The organism is bacterium (assembly GCA_004299235.1).
GTDB lineage: Bacteria > Chloroflexota > Dormibacteria > Dormibacterales > Dormibacteraceae > SCQL01.
Genome location: SCQL01000087.1, coordinates 1 through 1,117 on the forward strand (window position 1 = coordinate 1; position 1,117 = coordinate 1,117).

The following is a 1,117-nucleotide window of genomic DNA, read 5'->3' on the forward strand; positions in this document are numbered from 1 at the left end:
CCCTGATACAAATATCGTTTCAGCAGGAATGGAGACCGAACAAACTGACAATAAAGATATGGAGGCTTTAGCGTCCCCATTATCACAGATGATGCCAGAGGTGCCGGGTGGAAATCAGCCCGATCCGGAATTAAAACAACTGGATGGGATGCTGGAAAAGATTCTGGATATTGAGCATCCTGAGCGAGTCAGTGAGCAACTGAAAGCGCAATCGGGAAAAGAAGCAGGACGGGTATTTCCGGTAACTTCAGCCGTCAATACAGGAAATATATCTTTACTGGAGCGACCCTTCATTCCACATCTGCCGGACGACTCCAGCCTGCCTATTGCAAGCGATTTCCAACAGAATACTTTTTATGATCTCTCCCGTCCGGTCACGCAGGAAAGTATTGCTCACCAGGCTATAACTGCCGTCATAGACGAAACGCAAACACTCGTTCCGGGAGCTACCGCAAAATTACGTCTCACCCAAGACGTGTATATCAACGGTATGCTTGTTCCTCAAAATACTTTTGTATTCGGTACGTGTGAAGTATCAGGCGAAAGGTTAAAAGTACAAGTAAAAGACATTCGCTATGGTGATAATATTTTTCCGGTATCCTTGTCAGTGTATGACATGGACGGCATAGAAGGCATAAAGGTGCCCGGAGCCATTACAAGAAATGCCGCTAAACAGAGTTCCGGCCAGGCATTGGAAGGCATGCAGCTGATGAGTCTAAAACCCACGCTGGGTGCGCAGGCTGCCGGAGCAGGCATAGAAGCCGTCAAAGGATTATTAAGTAAGAAAGCCAGGCTGGTTCGGGTAACCGTAAAAGCCGGCTATCCCGTGCTACTGGTGGATGCAAAGGCCATGCAGCAGTAATGTCATTTCTAAATATTTATTATAAGTACAAGCATAAAAATCAAATAATCATGAAGAAAATACTCTTAGGCTTATGGCTCTGTTGCTGTACAGCCATTGCCGGAGAAGCGCAACTGCTTCGTCATTTTAGTCCGGCTTCCCTGGTAAAACCTTACCAATTAGACATCACCTGGCATAAGACAACCCTACTTATTTTTCCTTCTGCTATTCAAAGTGCAGACAGGGGTGATGCTTACGTGTTAGCTGAAAAAGTGA

Annotated in this window: 1 protein-coding gene; it reads left to right on the forward strand. The window is 45.8% G+C overall.

Annotated features, from left to right (window positions below; translation table 11 throughout):
- The coding region (gene traM / locus EPN29_14400) for a conjugative transposon protein TraM (protein ID TAN29947.1) at positions 1-862 on the forward strand (862 nt) is incomplete at its 5' end.
- Between the last annotated feature and the right edge of the window lie 255 nt (positions 863-1,117).